Raw genomic sequence first — 16,035 nt, 5'->3', positions numbered from 1 at the left:
TCCTGACAGCGCGATTCTGTGTCTTTGTGTGTTTGTACCAATCGGTTACAGGGTGTGCAGTTCCATGCCGAAGGCTTCAGCCACACCGGGGAAAGTCACTTTGCCGTCCACAACGTTGAGGCCCAACTTCAAGCCCGGGTCTTCCGCGCAAGCCTGTTGCCAGCCTTTGTCTGCCAGACGCAGTGCGTAGGGAAGGGTTGCATTGGTCAGTGCCAACGTCGAAGTGAAAGGCACGGCACCCGGAATGTTTGCCACACAATAATGGATGATTCCGTCCACCTCATAGACCGGTTCGGCATGCGTTGTCGGATGTGACGTTTCAAAGCATCCGCCCTGATCGATGGCTACGTCCACCATGACCGATCCCTTTTTCATCATTCCCAGCATCTCTCGGGTGATGAGGTGCGGTGCCTTGGCTCCCGGGATGAGTACTGCTCCGATGACCAGGTCGGTCGTGGGTAACTCCTGTTCGATGTTGTAGGTCGATGAGAACATCGTCTTGACATTCTTCGGCATGAATTCAGCCAGGTGGCGCAGGCGTGGCAAGGATATGTCACATATGGTCACGTCTGCACCCAGTCCGGCAGCCATCAGTGCCGCTTCCGTTCCTACGACTCCACCGCCCAATACCAGCACCTTGGCAGGCTTGACACCCGGTACGCCGCCCAGCAGGATACCCTTTCCGCCTTGCGGCTTTTCCAGGAATCGCGCCCCTTCCTGTACAGACATCCGTCCTGCCACTTCGCTCATGGGGATGAGCAACGGCAGTGTCCCTTGCTTGTCTACCACCGTTTCATAGGCGAGGCAGGTAGCTCCGCTCTGCAACATCGCTTCGGTCAGTGTCCGGTCGCAGGCAAAGTGGAAATAGGTGAAGACCAGCTGTCCCCGGCGTACCAGCTTGTATTCAGGTTCAATCGGCTCCTTCACTTTGACAATCATCTCGGCTATGGCATAGACCTCCTCGATGGTCGGGAGGATATGTGCCCCGGCACGTTCGTACTCAGCATCTGGGAAGCCACTGTTTTCGCCTGCGGTATGCTGTACGTATACCGTGTGACCTCTCTTGACCAGTTCGCGTACTCCGGCGGGAGTCATTGATACGCGATTCTCATTGTTTTTGATTTCTTTGGGAATACCGACTATCATAATGCTACATTTTATAGGTTTACAGCCTCAAACATACGAAATCCCGATAAAAATGCGTAAGTTTGCGACGCTAATTATAACAAATGATGTTGTTAAACATATCCTATTAATCCAACTTCCGCAAGCTCATCCACTGACCGGTTGGGCGTATGCGGAACTTAATTCTATTAATAATAGCTGACATGAGAAAGAAAGTCTGGATGGCCGCTGCGTTGTTGCTGGCTGTCGCAATGAAATCACTGGCCTGCACCAACCTGATTGTAGGCAAAGCTGCATCGACTGACGGTTCGGTGCTGGTTACGTACTCCGCCGACTCGTACGGAATGTTCGGTCACTTGTGCCATTATCCTGCCGGCAAGCATGCGCCGGGTGAGATGATTGACATCCGTGACTGGGACACAAACAAGTTTCTGGGACAAATCCCTCAGGTGGCACAAACCTACAACGTCATCGGTAACATCAACGAGTATCAGGTGACCATTGCCGAGACTACGTTCGGCGGACGTTCCGAGTTGGCCGACCCCACCGGTCTGATTGATTACGGAAGTCTGATTTACCTGGGATTGCAGCGCAGCCGGACTGCCCGTGAGGCTATCAAGGTGATGACCGACCTGGTGAAGGAATACGGCTATTACAGCGAAGGGGAGAGCTTTACCATTGCAGACCCCAACGAAGCATGGATCATGGAGATGATCGGTAAAGGTCCCGGTGTGAAGGGAGCTGTGTGGGTGGCTGTCCGCATCCCTGATGATTGCATCGCCGCCCATGCCAACCACAGCCGCATTCATCAGTTCCCCCTGGATGACAAGGAGAATTGCCTCTATTCGCCCGACGTCATCTCTTTTGCCCGTGAGAAAGGCTACTTTGACGGGAAAAACAAGGACTTCAGTTTCTCTGCTGCCTATGCGCCTGCCGATTTCGGTGCCCTCCGTTTCTGCGAAGCCCGCGTGTGGAGCTTCTATCGCAAGCATAATCCCGAGATGGAGAAGTACCTCTCTTATATAAAAGGTGAGACCAAGGAGCCGATGCCGCTCTACATCAAGGCAGACCGTAAGCTCTCCTTGCAGGACATCCAGAACGACATGCGCGACCATTATGAGGGTACGGCGCTTGACATCACCTCGGATCTGGGTGCCGGAGCCTTCAATAGCCCTTACCGTCCGTCGCCTCTTACGTTTAAGGTGGACGGAAAGGAATACTTCAACGAGCGTCCCATCTCTACACAGCAGTCAGCCTTCACTTTTGTTGCCCAGATGCGCAGCCATCTCCCCAATGCCGTGGGAGGTGTGCTTTGGTTCGGTCTTGATGACGCCAACATGATTGCCTATGTCCCCGTCTATTGCTGCACCAACCGTATCCCCGCTTGTTTCGCAGCCGGTAAGGAAGCCGACTCCGTGACGTTCTCCTGGGACAACTCCTTCTGGGTATGCAACTGGGTGTCGAACATGATTTATCCGCGTTACGGACTGATGATTGGTGACCTCCGTGCCGTGCAGAGCCGTCTGGAGAAAGGTTTCTTCGATGCACAGAAGGGTGTCGAGGAGAAAGCCGTTTCCCTCTATGAGCAAGACCCTGCCCAGGCTGTGAAGTACCTGACGGACTATACCGTGGCTTCCGCTGAGAACATGCACAAGGAGTGGCGTAAGCTGGGCGAGTTCCTGATTGTGAAATACAACGATATGGTGGTGAAGAAAGTGAGCGGAGGACAGTTCGAACGGACGGAAGACGGTATTGGGGCTGCTCCCGAACGTCCGGGATATCCTGAAGATTACAATCGCCGTGTGATTCAGGAGACCGGTATGCGTTACAAGGTTCCTGAATAACTTTTTGCGCTCTTAAGTTAAAAAAGTTACCACCCATTGTAGGTTATAAGCGTCTAAATTTATACATTTGGACGCTTATTTAGTATAATGGTTAATTAAAATATTTACTATGGAAAATGAAGCTTTGATTCAAGAAGTGACTGCCAAAGCCCAGAAGTGGCTGACTCCGGCATACGATGCCGAGACACAGGCAGAAGTGAAAAGAATGTTGGAAAATCCGGACAAGAACGAGCTGATCGAGGCCTTCTACAAAGACCTGGAGTTCGGTACGGGCGGTCTGCGCGGCATTATGGGTGTAGGTTCCAACCGCATGAACATCTACACCGTAGGTGCAGCGACCCAAGGTCTGTCGAACTACTTGAACAAGTGCTTCAAGGACCGCAAGGAGATTTCCGTAGTCGTAGGGCACGATTGCCGCAACAACAGCCGTCTGTTTGCTGAAATCTCAGCCAATATCTTCTCCGCCAACGGTATCAAGGTATACCTTTTCGAGGACATGCGTCCCACTCCGGAGATGTCATTCGCCATTCGTCACCTGGGTTGCCAGAGCGGTATCATCCTGACTGCCTCGCACAATCCGAAAGAGTACAACGGCTACAAGGCTTATTGGGACGATGGCGCACAGGTGCTTGCTCCGCATGACAAGGGTATCATCGACGAAGTGAACAAGGTGGCTTCTGCGGCTGATATCAAGTTTGAAGGCAACAAGGACCTCATCACCATCATCGGCAAGGATATCGACGACATCTACCTGGAGAAGGTCAAGGGCATCTCCATTGACCCCGAAGTCATCAAACGTCAGAAAGACCTCTGCATCGTTTACACGCCGTTGCACGGAACAGGCATGATGCTGATCCCCCGTTCACTCCAGATGTGGGGCTTTGAGAACGTACACTGTGTGCCTGAGCAGATGGTGAAGGACGGTAACTTCCCCACGGTGGTATCTCCGAATCCTGAAAATGCCGAAGCCTTGACGATGGCTATTGCGTTGGCAAAGAAGCTGGATGCCGACATTGTGATGGCTTCCGACCCCGATGCTGACCGAGTAGGTATGGCGTGCAAGGACAACAAGGGCGAGTGGGTGCTCATCAACGGTAACCAGACGTGTCTGCTCTTCCTCTACTACATTATCAAGAACCGCATTGCCATGGGCAAGATGAAAGGCAACGAGTTTGTAGTGAAGACCATCGTGACGACCGAACTCATCAAGTCGATTGCCGACAAGAACCACATCACCATGTTCGACTGCTATACCGGTTTCAAGTGGATTGCCCGTCAGATCCGTCTGCTTGAAGGCAAGATGCAGTACATCGGCGGCGGTGAAGAGAGCTATGGCTTCCTGGCTGAAGACTTTGTACGCGACAAGGATGCCGTGTCGGCTTGCTCGCTGTTGGCTGAAATCTGCGCATGGGCAAAGGACAATGGCAAGACGTTGTATGATGTCCTGATGGAGATTTATGTAGAATATGGTTTCTCACGCGAAGTGACCGTGAACGTCGTAAAACCGGGCAAGAGTGGTGCCGACGAAATCAAGGCGATGATGGAGAACTTCCGTGCCAATCCGCCGAAGGAACTGGGTGGCTCGCCCATCGTACTGACCAAAGACTACAAGGTTCTGAAGCAGACCGACAATGCCGGCAACGTGAGCGACCTCGACATGCCGGAGACTTCGAACGTCATCCAGTACTTCTGTGAAGATGGAACGAAGGTGTCCGTACGTCCTTCCGGTACGGAACCCAAGATTAAGTTCTACATCGAGGCAAAGGGCACCATGCGTTGTGCCGGATGCTATTCTTCAGCCAATGCTTCGGCCATCGAGAAGATCGAAGGGGTGAAGAAGTCACTGGGCATCTGAGACTGAAAAGCGGAGCCATCCGACAGCTCCGTTCCCGGTAAATTGAAGAAGCACGTAGAGTGGATGAGATTCCATGCTGCGTGCTTCTTTATTTTTGACTACCTTTGCATCCGAATCAGCCGACGAAGGCTGTGTACAGACGATTATCCGATGACTATGGTACTGAAAGAGAATGCCGGAATACCGGCGCATTTGTTGTGGACACTGGCGGTGATTGCCGGTGTTTCGGTTGCGAACTTATATTACAACCAGCCGTTGCTCGACCTGATGAGGCTGGATTTCGGCGTATTGGAGTTCCAGGCCAACCTTATCGCAATGATTACCCAGGTGGGCTATGCGTTGGGACTGCTTTTCATCATTCCTTTGGGCGACTTGTATCACCGCAAGCGCATCATTGAAATCAACTTCTTTGTGCTGGTGCTGTCCTTGCTGGCCATTGCGGTGGCTACTGACATCCGTATCGTGTGGGGTGCTTCCTTGTTGACCGGCATCTGTTCGGTCGTTCCTCAGATATTCATTCCCATTGCCGCTCAGTTCTCAACCCCGGCGACGAAGGGGCGTAATGTCGGTCTGGTCATATCCGGTTTGCTGACGGGCATCCTTGCTTCGCGGGTGGTGAGTGGACTGGTCGCTGACTTCTGGGGATGGCGGACCATGTATTACGCTGCCGCCGTGCTGATGGTGCTCAGCTTCCTGGTGGTGATGCGCGTGCTGCCTGACATTGCCCCCACGTTCAGCGGACGCTACGTCGATCTGATGAAATCCATTCTTTCCTTGTTGAAGAAGTATCCGCCACTCCGGATTTATGCCGGACGTGCCGGCTTTGCCTTCGGCTCCTTCCTTTCCCTGTGGGCCTGTCTCGCCTTCCGGATGGCACAGGAACCTTTCTGTGTCGGGAGTGATGTGGTCGGTCTGTTGGGACTTTGCGGAGTCGCCGGTGCTCTGTCGGCATCCATTGTCGGCCGTTATGTGAAGCAGGTAGGCGTGAAGCGGTTCAACTTCCTGGGCTGTGCCTTGTTCCTGGCATCGTGGTTGTTGCTCTTCTTTGCCCAGGACATCTATGTCGGCATGATTGGAGGCATCCTCTTGATTGATATCGGCATGCAGTGCATCCAGATCAGCAACCAGACCAGCATGTTCGAGGTTGCACCGCAAGCGGCAAACCGGGTCAACACCATTTTCATGACAACCTACTTCATCGGTGGTTCGGTGGGGACTCTTCTAGCCGGTTCAGCCTGGGCATTGGCCCAGTGGAGCGGCGTCGTCTGTGTCGGTATCCTGTTGGCTCTCGCTTCCCTCTCCGTGACGGCATTCACGAAGTATTGATACTGAAAAGGGCATCCGGATTGCTCCGGACGCCCTCTATCCTTGATTCTGATAAAATCGTCTTATCCTAAATAAGCCTTCAACAGCTTGCTTTGCGGACTTGTGCGTAACTTACGAATCGCCTTTTCCTTGATCTGACGTACACGTTCACGTGTCAATCCGAATTTGTCGCCAATCTCTTCAAGGCTCATCTCGCGGTGGTTGATGCCGAAGAATGTCTGGATGATTTCCTTCTCACGCGGAGTAAGGGTGGACAGGGTTCTGTCAATTTCTTCCGACAAGGACTCACTGACGAGCGAGTGGTCTGCCATGGGCGAATCATCGTTGACGAGCACATCGAGCAGGCAGTTGTCTTCACCTTCCACAAACGAAGCGTCGACCGAGACATGACGACCCGATACGCGGAGTGCGTCGGAAATCTTGTCTTCTTCGATGCCCAGTTCGTCGGCGATTTCTCCCGCAGAAGCGCGGCGTTCGTTCTCTTGTTCAAACTTTGCCAGTGCTTTGTTGATGCGGTTGATTGAACCTACCTGGTTCAACGGCAGACGTACGATACGTGATTGCTCGGCAAGGGCTTGGAGGATGGACTGACGGATCCACCACACGGCATAACTGATGAATTTGAATCCGCGCGTTTCATCAAATTTCTGGGCTGCTTTCACTAAGCCAATATTACCTTCGTCAATCAAGTCGGCAAGGCTCAATCCTTGATTCTGGTACTGTTTTGCCACAGAAACGACAAAGCGCAAGTTCGCTCTCACCAGTTTGTTCAGAGCGGCTTCATCGCCTTTACGGATACGTTGTGCAAGTTCTACCTCTTCATCTACAGAAATCAACTCCTCGCGGCCAATCTCGCGCAGATAGGCTTCCAGAGAAGCGGTTTCACGATTCGTGATACTTTTGTTAATCTTTAGTTGTCTCATCCGTGTCTAGAGTTTGGAATATAAGCGTGCAAAATTACGCAATTCCGCGCGATTATTCCTAATAAATGGGTTGAATAGTTTGTTAAACTAATCAAATATCCTTCCCCTCCTGGCAGTGGGTTTAAATCATACAGCTGAAGTTGTCCACGATGCCCAGCAGACGATCGTTTTCGTCGACGACCAGCAGGGAGTGGATTTTATGGCGGTTGAGCATCTGCTCCACTTCGGCAATCTTCATGTCCGGATGGATACGCTTGGGGTTGGGAGTCATCACGTCCTCTACGCGCAGGTCAAAGAATCGGGCATGCCAGCGTTGCATGATGCGGCGCAGGTCGCCGTCGGTGATGATGCCTTTGATGTGCTCGTCGTCGGCTACCACCAGCAGACCCAGTTTGCCCTCGCTCATGGGGACGATGGCGTCGCCCAGCTTCATCCCTGACGGGACGACGGGGAGGTCTTCACTGCGCATCACATCCTTTGCACGGGTCAGCAGGCGTCTGCCCAGACTGCCACCCGGATGGAAACGGGCAAAGTCCTGTGCACGGAAATGGCGCACCTCCATCAGGGCACATGCCAGCGCATCGCCCATTGCCAGTGCAGCCGTGGTCGAAGAGGTCGGTGCCAGGTTGAGCGGACAGGCCTCACGCTCGACGTAGGTGTTCAGGTGGCATGCCGAATAGCGTGCCACGAGTGAATCCGGGTTGCCTGTCATGCCGATGATGGGGATTTTGCGTTCTATGAGGCAGGGGATGAAGCGCAGGAGTTCGTCGGTCTGTCCCGAGTTGGAAATCACCAGGGCAATGTCTTCAGCCGTGAACATGCCCAGGTCGCCGTGGAAGGCGTCGAGCGGATTGACGAAAAACGAAGGCGTGCCCGTGCTTGCCAGTGTGGCGGCAATCTTCGCCCCGATATGTCCCGATTTGCCCACTCCCGTCACGATGAGGCGTCCCTTGCTGTGGAAAATCATTTCTACGGCACGGTCAAAGTCGTCCGTTAACAACGGAATCAGGTTGAGAAGGGCTTCTGCCTCGTCGCGCAGGCACTTCTCGGCGTATGTTCGTATCTGACTCATAGCAGTGACTGGATGACAGATTCTAGTTGACTCAGGTAGAGCATGTTCGGACCGTCGCTCAGCGCGTTGTCGGGATAGGGATGTACCTCGAAGAAGTAACCCGTCGCGCCGAATGCCTTGGCTGCAAGAGCCATGGCGGGGACAAACTCACGGTTTCCGCCTGTCTTGCCGCCGGCAGCCCCGGGACGTTGCACCGAGTGGGTGCAGTCCATGATGACGGTCGGGGTGAACTTCTTCATGTCGGGGATGTTGCGGAAGTCCACCACCAGGTTGTTGTAGCCGTACATGTTGCCGCGTTCGGTGAGCCATACCTCGGAAGCCCCGGCTTCCAGTGCCTTTTCGACCGGGTACTGCATGTCGGTGCCCGAGAGGAACTGTGCCTTCTTGATGTTCACCGTACGTCCGGTGCGTGCAGCCGCCACGAGCAGGTCGGTCTGCCGGCAGAGGAAGGCAGGGATCTGGAGTACGTCTGCCACTTCGCCTACCGGTTCCGCCTGATAGGATTCGTGGATGTCGGTCAGCACTCTCAGGCGGTATTTCGTCTTGATGTCGCCCAGCCATTTGAGTCCCTGCTCCAGTCCCGGTCCGCGGAACGAATGGATGGAGGTACGGTTGGCCTTGTCGAACGAAGCCTTGAAGATGATGTCGATATGGTAGATTTGATTCAGGCGGACAAGCTCTTGCGCCACTTCCTCCATCAGCGAGAAAGACTCCATGACACAAGGTCCGGCAATAAACACTGGATTCATACGATACCTATTTATTATATTCTACTGTTACTGTTGTTATCTGACAATCCCGATTGGATTTGAACAAAGGTAAGTGAATCTCTCCGTTCGTTGCACACCGTTTAAACTCTTTTAGGAATGTTGGCGGGCATACCTCTTGTTTCGCCTGACGGACGCTCCTTGTGCACACATCCTTCCTGTTCGGATTTCGAAAAACCAAAAAGACAGTATCTCGCCGTCTTTGCTTGACAAACCTTCCGAAAAAGAACTTTTCTGCTAACTCACATTTTTCGAAGTCAGGATAAACCAGCGTCCAACTGTTAAAGGAATTTAGTACTTGTGTCAAGACTGTCTGTCTATTTAGGGAAACTATACATTTCGTTTTCGAGATATTGACAAAACGTGCCCGGAACAATATTGTTTCGCGAGCCAAACAATATAGTTTGAGGCGTCAAACAATATAGTTTCATGCCCCAAACACTATTGTTTCGTGCCCGGAAGTCAAATCTTTGGAAAATGAAATGCCAAAAGAGTGAGTTTCACTCTCTGGAAGGTCCGCGGACGTAAAAAATCAGATGGTGGCACAATGTGCAGGTTTCCGTGAACCGAGTGTCAGAATGAACAGCCGGACGCCTTCTGACCTCCATTAGGATGTCGGTTGATGCGAACTTGTGTCAAAGTGTATTTTGCGAATCGCCTGAGAATGCCCTTCGAATCCACCAAATCGTATTTTGGTGCGAGGAAAGGCACTGTGGAGGGCTTCCCTGGGCAAAATGTCAAACGGAGAAAGGATGGTTTGAGAGCGGAGCAGGCATCACAGGCAATCGGATACGGAGGACCTCATTCCGGATATAAAAATACGGACTCTACGGTCCGTCTCATCCTTACTTTCGTTTGTCTCAGAATTAATATAAATATTTACATATTATTTAGGGATATTGCAAGGGTATTCAGAATGTAAAGAAAAACTTCTCTTATGAAGAGATGTACTTATAAATATATTTCATTGATAATCAATAATGTTTTCTTAAGGCGTCAATCCTGTTTCATAAGAAAATTATAAGAACTAGGACTATATTTCCAAAAATTGTAAGACGAAAATTATTTACTTTCAGTACTTTTTCGTATATTTGCCATTGCAAATCCATCTCTTCATAAGAGATGCATTACTCAGATCACATGAAGAGATAGCATAAAGAGCTGTTATACTGGATAAAAACTGGTGATTATGAAAGACATACAAAACTCCCTTTATAAGGAAGTGGTCGATCCTTATTCACAATGTGAACGCAAAGGCCAGTACATAAATTAGAAAGAGTATCGATGCCACTGTATAGTTCAGACACTTTTTCTGAAGTCATTGAGGACAATCTTGGTAACGAGTCTGCTTCGTCAGGCGCGGAAGAGAGAAAACAGTCCGATGTGAAGAGCACCTCCTCCTCGTGGTGTTACCTGTTCGTTCACCGTGCAAAGGTGGAAGCCATCCATGCGCGGTTGCAGGAGCAGTTCAACACGTTCATCCATAAATCCATTGTCTATCGGAAGAAGAAGAGTCACGTCAGGAAGCTGGAGCAACCCACCATCTCCGGACTCATCTTTGTGCAGGGCGATTGCCGCCGGATTCAGGAATACCTGAAGCAGAACTTCGTCGGTGTCTACCTGGTCAACGACCGCAGTACACACCGGACGGCAATCATTTCCGACCGGGAGATGCAACCCTTCATGCTGGTGTCTCAGATGGCTCCTCACCGCATCCGCTTCATGCCACACCCTTTCAGCCATTATGCTCCGGGAAATACGCTGGTACGCATCACGTCCGGTGTCCTTGCCGGCTTTGAAGGCTACCGCATCCGCATCTCGCGCGACAAGTGCCTGGTGACAGGTCTGGGGAACATGACGGTTGCCATCGGTGGAATCTGCAAGGATACGTTTGAAAATGTCGAGGAGTATATCCGTCAGCGTCGTGAACAGCAGGACGAGCCTTCGCCGTTGACGACTGCCGATTTGCAGCAGGAGGTGGATGCCTGCTGCTTCTGTCCGCACGACCAGCTGGACCTGATGACCATTGCCAAGAGCCTTGACCAGTGGGTCATGAAGGCCCGTTACTGGATGTTGGCGGACGACTCTCGTGAAGCTGCAGAGGCGTTGTTGGGCATTCTTTCAGCCGTTGGTCGTCATTTCCGGACGGTGTATGGGGATGTCCGCGTAGGCAGTTTCAAGGAGGTGACTTCCGTATGCCGTGAAGCCGACAACATGCTGCTGTCGATGGTGGCAGCGGACGGGTTGGCTGAGGACCTCCGTCAGCATATCCTGACCAGCCGGCGTTCGCTTGCAGCCGACTATCCGTTTCTGCCGATGCACAGCTGACGAAAGTTGAATCTTCTTACAATCTGACACACATTCATGATTATAGCCGTAGATTTTGATGGGACCATCGTGGAACACCGTTATCCACGCATCGGTCGTGAGATACCTTTTGCGATAACGACGCTCCGTCGGTTGCAGGCAGAGCATCATCAGCTGATTCTGTGGACGGTGCGTGAAGGCCGTCTGCTCGATGAGGCGGTTGCATTCTGTCGCGAACGCGGTCTGGAGTTTTATGCCGTCAATGCCAATCATCCCGACGAGCAAGCCTCCGAGACCCCGTCTTCTCCCTGTCGCAAGGTGAGGGCGGACCTGTTTATCGACGACCGCAATGTAGGTGCTCTCCCGGACTGGGCTGCAATCTATGAGATGGTGCACAATCACTGGACCTCCGAACGTTACTGGGAGGAGCTGCACGGCACGGTGCAGGAGCGTCCGTTCTGGAAAAGGTTATTGGGTAAATAGTCCGATGGATTCACACGCAGAAAATACCCGCCGCATCGCGAAGAACACGTTAATGCTTTATGTGCGGATGCTGTTCGGCATGCTGGTGTCGTTGTATACGTCGCGTGTCGTGCTGAACACGTTGGGTGTGGAGGATTATGGTATCTATAATGTGGTGGGAGGAGTCATAGGCCTGTTGGGTTTCTTGACTGGATCTTTAGGTGCGGCATCATCCCGTTATCTTACTTTCGATTTAGGAAAAGGGGATTTGGATGTTTTAAAAAATACGTTCGGAAATGTATTAGGTATATATCTATTACTGGCATTAGTCATTTTGATTTTGGGAGAAACAATAGGTCTTTGGTTCATGTCAACTCAATTGCAGATACCTGTAGAACGACAATATGCAGCATTATGGGTTTATCATTTTTCTGTTTTTTCAACAGTCCTAGGAATACTTAATACTCCTTATGTATCGACTATCATAGCTCATGAACGAATGACAGCATTTGCTTACATTTCAATTGCTGATATCATCTTGAAGTTAGTGATTGTTTATTTTCTAGTTGTCATTCCATACGATAAGTTGATAACTTATGTATTGTTATTATTTCTCATACAGCTGTTTGACTTCTTAGCTTATTCGTATTATGCTACTAGGCACTTTGAGGAAGCTAGGAGTAAAATGAGATATGATAAAAAGTTATTTAAAGAGATTATGCTCTATTCGGGATGGGTGTTAAATGGGAATCTTGCATTCATAGGATATACGCAAGGACTTAATGTGCTTCTGAATATGTTTTTTGGTCCATTAGTTAATGCTGCGAGAGGGGTTGCCGTTCAAGTCCAATCGGTATGTGCTAATTTCTGTGGAACATTCCAAACGGCAATAAATCCTCAATTAACTAAAAGTTTTGCGATGAGAGATTTTAGCTATATGCATAGTTTGCTGATACGTGGGTCTAAGTTCTCATTCTTTATTATGCTTTTCATAATCTTGCCTCTTATGTTAGAGACATTTACCATATTGAAGCTATGGCTAGGTATAGTGCCGGATTATACAATTGGCTTCTTGCAAATAATGCTATGTATAAGTTTGTTGGGGACCTTATCTAATCCGATAATTATATCCGTCCATGCTACTGGTATACTAAAACGATTTCAATTGATTGAAGGAACTATGCTAATACTAATCGTTCCCATATCTTATGTGTCTTTGAAATATTTTCATACGTCTCCCATAAGTGTATTTATAATTCATTTTGTAATAGAGCTGTGTACACAATATGTACGTTTAAGAATTGTATTACCAATGATATATATGGGGCTAAAGAGATACTTTCAAGAAGTTATTTGTCCGATATTGAAAGTAGTAATATTGTCTCCTATAATTCCGTATCTTTTTCATTGTTTAATGGAAGAAAACTTATCACGGACCTTTGTAGTATGTTTAGCCTGCGTATTTTCTTGTGCGTTTTGTGTATATAAATTGGGATGTTCATGCGATGAACAGAAATTTATATTAGAAAAATTGGCCATTTACGTTAGGAAGTATAAGAGATGAAAGCTGATACGTTGTCTGTAAGTTTGGAACATGGATTAGAAAAATATAATTTTAATTCGATAGATGTATTTAAATTATGCATGGCTTTTGTCGTTGTTGCTATACATTCTAACTTGGAAAGTAGCATAAACTGTGAATATGCAAGACAGATACTGGAGCTAATCTATAATATAGCTGTTCCATACTTTTTTATGACCTCTGGCTTCCTTTTGTTTAGGGGACAACAATTTCCTCTCAATTTGAATGGGCGGATTCGAGTACATAAGTATTTATATCGGATTGGCAAGATGTATTTAATATGGACATTATGTTATCTCCCATTTACAATTTGGGGCTTTATAACAGATGATATTTCAGCTTTTAATAGCGTGATTATATTTATTCGGAATTTTTTATTGGTTGGAGAGAATTTTTATTCTTGGCCATTATGGTATCTTTTAGCTTTAATTGTTGCAGTTATGCTTATTCTTGTATGTTCCTTTTTCAAGCTTACGAGGTATCATGTATTGATTATTTCGATTATTTTCTTTTTACTGGGGATAGGCATAGATTATTGTAATCAAAATGGTCTGATACCACAATTAATGGATTTATATTTTAAATTGTTTAAGTCAACTCGTAATGGATTCTTTATAGGATTTATATATGTAGTATTAGGTATGCAAATAGCTTGTACTGGTAGAATTGTTCGTAATGGCATATTATTAGGAGGACTTTTTCTGGGAATACTTTTGAGCTTCTTCTATCCTTCTATAGGTTCTGTTTTGATTACATATTTTTTATTTCAATTGATTTTAAAAATGCCAATGAAGTTTCTTCGTGAGAAATATTGTATTCATTTGAGGATTATGAGTACTATTATTTATTTGGTACATATGTATTGGGTTGTATTGTGGGGATATGTATTACAGGAAAATGGTTATAAAGTATATATATTGTCTCTATTCTCATCTATATTGTTGAGTCTGATACTGTTGAAGTATAAGGATAGATATTGGTTTAGAAGTTGTTTCTGATATTTACTTAATGTGTGATATGGCTCAACGACAAATAGATGTTTCTGTGATTGTCCCTGTATACAATGTAGAACGGCATATAGAAAAATGCATTCGTTCTTTGTTTGAGCAAACATTAGATTCTATTGAATATATATTTGTGAATGATTGCTCCAATGATAGTTCGATGCAAGTGCTATTATCCGTTATAAAGGACTATCCTGATCGTGCAAAAGATATTCAGATAGTTGAATTAGAGCAAAACCGTGGAGTTGCGGTTGCAAGGAATGTTGGGCTGTTGCATGCAAAAGGTGAGTATGTGATATTCTGTGATAGTGATGATTGGATGGACAATGAAATGCTTAATACAATGTACACTGTAGCAGAAAAGAGAACAGCTGATGTTGTAATGTGCGATTTTTATATGGTACAGGATACGGGCTTGATACTTTATCGGACTCCGAAGTATTGCATGAATAAAGTTGAATTTATTAGACAGTATCTGCGTTATACTTGGACTACAATTTGGAACTTGTTAATAAGAAAAAAGTTATTGCAAGATGGTGGCTTACAGTTTCCTGTTGGTTACACGTACTGCGAAGATTTTAATTTTGCAGTGAAGGTATTTGACACAGCTAAGGTAATAGTAACTATAGATAGGCCATTCTATTTTTACAATAGATTGAATATGAATTCAGTCATGCGTAGTTCTAACCCTAGGATGATGCATGATGAAATAATGATGTATCTTGATGTTATTTCTTGGTTTGAAAAAAGGAATACTTTTTCTCTATATGAAAAACAAATGAGCTGGAGGATATTGAAAAGCAAGCAAGAGTGGTTGCTAACAACTACTACTTACACAAAATTTCTTGCTTTGTTCCCCAATAGCCATTGCCATATATGGTCATGCCCCTATTTGAATGTTAAACTTAAAGTTATGGCATGGTGCTTGACACATCGTCTGAAATGTATCTCAGAATTGTTATTGAAATTAAGAAATCTGAAGAAGTACAGCTTAAATTAGATAGTATAATGGAATATACTGTAGTGATTCGTACGTTAGGTACAGCTGGCAATAAATACCAAACACTTCTTGATTCTCTGGCAAAGCAAACTATCCAGCCTTCCCGTATTGTAGTGTACATTGCCGAAGGCTATAAACTTCCAAAAGAATCAATAGGAAGAGAAGAATATATTTATGTACCCAAGGGGATGGTAGCACAGCGTGCATTGTCCTATAATGAGGTGGAGAGTGAATACATCTTGTTTTTGGATGATGACGTATATTTGCCAGAGAATGCTGTGGAAGGCTTATATGACCATTTGGTACGGAATAAGGCTGATGTAATTGCAGCTGATGTATTCCCTAATGCAGAACGCCCGTTCCTAAAAAGACTAATGATGGCAATATCCGGACGGATGATAGCCAGAAAGGATGATGGTAAGTGGGGATATAAAGTGATGCGTAACGCCGGATATTCTTATAATCGTAATCCTAAGCCGGGTGTGTATTGGTCTCAGACAAATGCCGGTCCTTGCTTCTTTTGTTCGAAGGAGAACTTTCTGAAAATCCGTTTTGAAGAAGAAAGATGGGTGGATGAAATGAAATATGCACTAGGTGAAGATCAGGTTATGTATTATAAGGCATATCTACTGGGACTAAAGCAACTTACATGGTTTCATAGTGGTATTCGACATTTGGATGCAGGATCAGCCTTGTATGATGAGAATAAAACGCAGCGGGTAATTTATGCGGATTTTTATTTTAAGGTTGTTTTTTGGCATCGTTTTA

13 protein-coding genes are annotated in these 16,035 nt (G+C 47.4%); 9 read left to right on the top strand and 4 right to left on the bottom strand.

Annotation, left to right across the window (positions count from 1 at the left end):
* Nucleotides 1-45: 45 nt before the first annotated feature.
* Nucleotides 46-1,146: an alanine dehydrogenase gene (gene ald, locus M3087_RS09760; protein WP_249095362.1), complete on the bottom strand. Its 1,101-nt coding sequence runs from the start codon at nt 1,144-1,146 to the stop codon at nt 46-48.
* Nucleotides 1,147-1,328: 182 nt separating this feature from the next.
* On the opposite strand from ald, the gene M3087_RS09755 reads away from it, so the two are divergent.
* From M3087_RS09755 to M3087_RS09745, 3 genes are all read left to right on the top strand, one after another.
* Nucleotides 1,329-2,969 (top strand): C69 family dipeptidase, encoded by a 1,641-nt coding sequence (locus M3087_RS09755; protein WP_106485126.1) that lies wholly within the window; start codon nt 1,329-1,331, stop codon nt 2,967-2,969.
* 109 nt (nt 2,970-3,078) lie between these two features.
* Nucleotides 3,079-4,824 (top strand): phospho-sugar mutase, encoded by a 1,746-nt coding sequence (locus tag M3087_RS09750; protein ID WP_249095360.1) that lies wholly within the window; start codon nt 3,079-3,081, stop codon nt 4,822-4,824.
* A 150-nt stretch (nt 4,825-4,974) separates the two neighbouring features.
* A complete protein-coding gene (locus tag M3087_RS09745) occupies nt 4,975-6,150 on the top strand; it encodes an MFS transporter (RefSeq protein WP_249095358.1) in 1,176 nt (391 codons plus the stop codon).
* 62 nt (nt 6,151-6,212) lie between these two features.
* On the opposite strand, the gene M3087_RS09740 is transcribed toward M3087_RS09745, so the two are convergent.
* The 3 genes from M3087_RS09740 to kdsA all read right to left on the bottom strand — a co-directional run bounded on the left by M3087_RS09740 (nt 6,213) and on the right by kdsA (nt 8,894).
* Complete coding sequence (locus M3087_RS09740; RefSeq protein ID WP_022383715.1) at nt 6,213-7,073, bottom strand: RNA polymerase sigma factor RpoD/SigA; 861 nt, start codon at nt 7,071-7,073, stop codon at nt 6,213-6,215.
* A 121-nt stretch (nt 7,074-7,194) separates the two neighbouring features.
* Entirely contained in the window at nt 7,195-8,145 is a 951-nt protein-coding gene (locus M3087_RS09735; protein WP_022383716.1) for an SIS domain-containing protein, read from the bottom strand.
* Nucleotides 8,142-8,894 (bottom strand): 3-deoxy-8-phosphooctulonate synthase, encoded by a 753-nt coding sequence (gene kdsA / locus M3087_RS09730; protein WP_022383717.1) that lies wholly within the window; start codon nt 8,892-8,894, stop codon nt 8,142-8,144. Before kdsA ends, M3087_RS09735 begins: the two co-directional genes overlap by 4 nt.
* A 1,401-nt stretch (nt 8,895-10,295) precedes the next feature.
* Here kdsA and M3087_RS09725 point away from each other — a divergent pair.
* From M3087_RS09725 to M3087_RS09700, 6 genes are all read left to right on the top strand, one after another.
* A complete protein-coding gene (locus tag M3087_RS09725) occupies nt 10,296-11,240 on the top strand; it encodes a transcriptional regulator (RefSeq protein ID WP_249095357.1) in 945 nt (314 codons plus the stop codon).
* A gap of 36 nt (nt 11,241-11,276) precedes the next feature.
* Nucleotides 11,277-11,702 carry a BT0820 family HAD-type phosphatase gene (locus tag M3087_RS09720; RefSeq protein ID WP_022384113.1) on the top strand — a complete coding sequence of 142 codons (426 nt, stop codon included), beginning with the start codon at nt 11,277-11,279 and terminating at the stop codon, nt 11,700-11,702.
* A 127-nt stretch (nt 11,703-11,829) separates the two neighbouring features.
* Nucleotides 11,830-13,245 carry a lipopolysaccharide biosynthesis protein gene (locus tag M3087_RS09715; protein WP_249095355.1) on the top strand — a complete coding sequence of 472 codons (1,416 nt, stop codon included), beginning with the start codon at nt 11,830-11,832 and terminating at the stop codon, nt 13,243-13,245.
* Complete coding sequence (locus M3087_RS09710) at nt 13,242-14,261, top strand: acyltransferase family protein (RefSeq protein WP_249095353.1); 1,020 nt, start codon at nt 13,242-13,244, stop codon at nt 14,259-14,261. Before M3087_RS09715 ends, M3087_RS09710 begins: the two co-directional genes overlap by 4 nt.
* Before the next feature lie 19 nt (nt 14,262-14,280).
* Nucleotides 14,281-15,267 (top strand): glycosyltransferase family 2 protein, encoded by a 987-nt coding sequence (locus M3087_RS09705; RefSeq protein WP_249095351.1) that lies wholly within the window; start codon nt 14,281-14,283, stop codon nt 15,265-15,267.
* Nucleotides 15,210-16,035 (top strand): glycosyltransferase (locus M3087_RS09700; protein ID WP_249095349.1); only part of this gene is annotated, 826 nt, incomplete at its 3' end. The genes M3087_RS09705 and M3087_RS09700, both read left to right, overlap by 58 nt.

The organism is Mediterranea sp. ET5 (assembly GCF_023337025.1).
Lineage (GTDB): Bacteria > Bacteroidota > Bacteroidia > Bacteroidales > Bacteroidaceae > Phocaeicola_A.
This window is presented reverse-complemented; position numbering and strand designations above follow the sequence as displayed.

Bases quoted from the DNA above. Each gene is read 5' to 3' on its own strand.
- kdsA (WP_022383717.1), bottom strand. From the start codon at position 8,894: ATGAATCCAGTGTTTATTGCCGGACCTTGTGTCATGGAGTCTTTCTCG.
- M3087_RS09740 (WP_022383715.1), bottom strand. From the start codon at position 7,073: ATGAGACAACTAAAGATTAACAAAAGTATCACGAATCGTGAAACCGCT.
- M3087_RS09745 (WP_249095358.1), top strand. From the start codon at position 4,975: ATGACTATGGTACTGAAAGAGAATGCCGGAATACCGGCGCATTTGTTG.
- ald (WP_249095362.1), bottom strand. From the start codon at position 1,146: ATGATAGTCGGTATTCCCAAAGAAATCAAAAACAATGAGAATCGCGTA.
- M3087_RS09720 (WP_022384113.1), top strand. From the start codon at position 11,277: ATGATTATAGCCGTAGATTTTGATGGGACCATCGTGGAACACCGTTAT.
- M3087_RS09755 (WP_106485126.1), top strand. From the start codon at position 1,329: ATGAGAAAGAAAGTCTGGATGGCCGCTGCGTTGTTGCTGGCTGTCGCA.
- M3087_RS09705 (WP_249095351.1), top strand. From the start codon at position 14,281: ATGGCTCAACGACAAATAGATGTTTCTGTGATTGTCCCTGTATACAAT.
- M3087_RS09735 (WP_022383716.1), bottom strand. From the start codon at position 8,145: ATGAGTCAGATACGAACATACGCCGAGAAGTGCCTGCGCGACGAGGCA.
- M3087_RS09710 (WP_249095353.1), top strand. From the start codon at position 13,242: ATGAAAGCTGATACGTTGTCTGTAAGTTTGGAACATGGATTAGAAAAA.
- M3087_RS09750 (WP_249095360.1), top strand. From the start codon at position 3,079: ATGGAAAATGAAGCTTTGATTCAAGAAGTGACTGCCAAAGCCCAGAAG.